Origin of the sequence: Nocardiopsis sp. TNDT3 (assembly GCF_003427465.1) — a bacterium.
GTDB lineage: Bacteria > Actinomycetota > Actinomycetes > Streptosporangiales > Streptosporangiaceae > Nocardiopsis > Nocardiopsis dassonvillei.
In genome coordinates, this window is sequence record NZ_QPFC01000721.1 from 1 (window position 1) to 3000 (window position 3000).

The following is a 3000-nucleotide window of genomic DNA, read 5'->3' on the forward strand; positions in this document are numbered from 1 at the left end:
CCCCCGCTCCCCTCGCGCCCCACGTCACCGCCGCAGCACCGTCTTGTACACGCCCGCGGCGGCCTCCACCGCGTCCTCCTCGCTCGGCAGCGCCTTGGCCGCCTCGCGCGAGCGCGCCCGCAGGTCCTCGGCCAGCGCCGGGTCGTCCAGCACCCGGCCCACGGCGGCGGCGAAGGCCGCGGGATCCCCCGGCGGCACCATCAGCACCGTCCCCGAGTACAGGTCCGGGATGCCGCCGACCCGCGTGGAGACCACCGGCAGCCCCGCGCGCAACGCCTCCATGATCACCAGTGAGGGCCCCTCCCACTGGCTGGTCAGGCAGAACACGTCCGCCGCCGCCAGCAGGTCCGCCACGTCCGCGCGGTGCCCCAGCATGCGCACGTCCGCGCGCATCTCCGCGGCCGTGTCGTGCAGCTGCCCCCACAGGGGCCCGTCCCCGGCGATCGCCACCACCGGTTCGGGGCGGCGGTCGGCGATGGCAGGCGCCGCCGCCAGGAGCATGTCCAACCCCTTCTGCTCGGCCAGGCGGGCGACGGTCAGCAGCAGCGGCCGCTCCGGCAGCACCGCCAGGTCGGCCCGGGTGGCCTCGCGCCCGTTCACCGGAGCGCCGGTCTCGGGAGCGGCCACCACCGCCAGCCGCGCGTCGCGCGCCCCGACCGAGCGCAGCCTGCGCACCAGGTCGCCCGACACCCCCAGCACCACGTCCGCCCGGTGCGCCACGATCCGCTCCAGCACCGGGTAGGCCGCCGACAGCGCCCCCCGCACCAGCGGCGGCGCGTTGTGCGCGGTCACCACCAGCGGAGAGGCGCCGGCCAGCGCGCACAGGGCCCCGGCCCGCAGCCCGTGCGCGTGGACCACGTCCGCGCCCCGGGTCAGGGCGCGCAGGCGCAGCACCGCGCCGGGATCGCCCGCGGAGGGCGCCGCTCCGATGCCGACCGGGGAGAAGCGCATGCCCTCCGAGGTGAAGCCGAACTCGCGCTCGGCGGAGGCCGGGCCCAGCACCGCCACCCGGTGGCCGCGCGCGGCCAGGCCCGCGCCCAGCGAGCGCACATGGCGGCCCACCCCTCCACTGCTGGTACCGATGACCAGCGCGATCCTGGCGTTCAACGCCTCTCCCTCCTGCGTTCGAGTACGGTCCCGACCCGGTCGGCGACGGCACGCACCGCCGGACGGTCCACCACCGCCGCGACGGCCGCGTAGAGGGCCAGCGCCGCCGTCGCCGCCACCGCGGCCGCCGCCACCGTCTGCCACACGCCGTCCGCGGGCAGGGCCGCGGCCACCGCGCGCCCCGCGGTCCACCCGACCACACCGCCCAGCGCCGCGGCCAGTACCGAGCGCGCCACACCCGTCAGGGCCGCGCGCCCGTGCGTGCGCGCCACCGCTACGCACAGCAGGGCCGCGGCCAGGCTCAGGCCGACCGTGCTGGCCGCGCCCAGCCCGGCGATGGACCAGCCCTGCGGCAAGGTCCACACCAACACCACAGCACACAACATCACCACCAGCCACCCCACCACCTGGGCCGTGGCGGCCAGGCGCCCGTGGTGCGAGGCGTACAGGGCACGGCTGAGCAGGGCCACCAGCCCGAATCCCACCACCCCGGGAGCGTAGGCGAGCAGGGCGCGCTCCAGGGTCAGCGGATCGTGCTGGGCGAAGACCAGGGCCACCGGGGCCGCGGCGGCGGCCAGGGCGGTGCCCACCCCCGCGGTGACCACCACGCAGGCGCGGGCGCCGCCCGACACCAGGGAGGCGTACCCCCGCCGGTCGTGTTCGGCGTGCGCGACCGCCAGGGCGGTGAACGCGCTGGTGGCGATGGGCACCGCGATCACCCCGTAGGGCAGGGTGAACAGGGCCCAGGCGTAGGTGTGGAGCACGGCCGCGCCCGCGCCGCCGCCCCGGTTGGCCAGGGCCACGAACAGCAGCAGGCACAGCTGCATGGCCGCCAGCGGCAGCAGGGAGGCCAGCGCCAGGGAGCGCACGCGCCCGCCCACCCCGGGCGGGAAGGTCAGGCGCGGCCGGGACCGCACCCGCAGCCGCCGGGCGGGCCCCACGACCGTGAGGAAGAGCGCCGCCGCCCCGGCGGTGGTGCCCAGGGACAGGGCGAGCTCGGCCGCCAGCGGCAGGCCCGCCACGTCCTGGCGGTGGTCGGCTCCCAGCGGCACGAAGGCCACGTAGGCGGCGATGACCACAAGGCTGGACACCAGCGGGGCCAGGGCCGGGGCCAGGAAGCGGCGGTGGGACTGCAGGACGCCGTAGAGCACCGAGGCCAGACCGTAGAGGACGATCTGCGGGGCGAAGACCGCGAGCATGCGGGCGGACAGCCCGAGCAGCGCGCCCCGGTCGCAGCCCTGGCCCGCGCCCAGCATGAGCGCCATCGCCGGGACCGAGACCAGGGCGAGCAGCGCCGACAGCGGCACGGCCAGCAGCAGGACCCAGGTGATGAGCGCCGAGGCGGTGTGGCGCACCTGCTCGCGGTCGCCGCGCTCGGCGGCGGCGGCCAGCACCGGGACGACCACGGCGGTGAGCGCCCCGCCGATGACGATCTCGAACAGGACGGCGGGCAGCTGGTTGGCGGTGACGTAGGCGGTGCCCAGACAGGTGTCGCCGACGGTCTGGGAGAAGACCACGGTGCGCCCGAACCCCGCCAGCCTGGCCCCCACGGTGACCACCGCGATGAGCGCCGCCGCCGTGCCTACTCCGCGCGTCACCCCCTGGATGGTACGGGACACCGTGGCCGTCTCACTCGTGCCTGCCCCAGCGGTCGAGGCGGCGCAGGGCCGGAACGCGGTCGATGACGCGGGAGAAGCTGACGCGCTCGCTGGCCAGGGTCAGGGCGGCGACCCCCGCGAGCAGGGCCGCGCGCACGGGGCGGGGCGCCCGGGCCGCGGCGGCCGCGCCGAGGGCGGCGCCCAGGGCGTTGGCCCCGGCGTCGCCGAGCATGGAGCGCTCGGCGAGCTCGTCGGGCAGCAGCGCGGCCGAGGCGCCCACGACGGGGCCCAGCAG

Annotated in this window: 2 protein-coding genes and 1 pseudogene; all 3 read right to left on the bottom strand. The window is 77.7% G+C overall.

Annotated features, from left to right (window positions below):
- Positions 1 to 24 precede the first annotated feature (24 nt).
- Positions 25 to 1107, bottom strand: a complete 1083-nt coding sequence (locus DQW06_RS17830) for a glycosyltransferase family 4 protein (protein WP_013154037.1) — start codon at positions 1105 to 1107, stop codon at positions 25 to 27.
- On the bottom strand, positions 1104 to 2726 hold the full coding sequence (gene murJ, locus DQW06_RS17835; protein WP_013154038.1) for a murein biosynthesis integral membrane protein MurJ: 1623 nt from the start codon (positions 2724 to 2726) through the stop codon (positions 1104 to 1106). Before murJ ends, DQW06_RS17830 begins: the two co-directional genes overlap by 4 nt.
- Before the next feature lie 10 nt (positions 2727 to 2736).
- Positions 2737 to 3000: pseudogene (locus tag DQW06_RS17840) on the bottom strand (hypothetical protein); the annotation flags it as partial.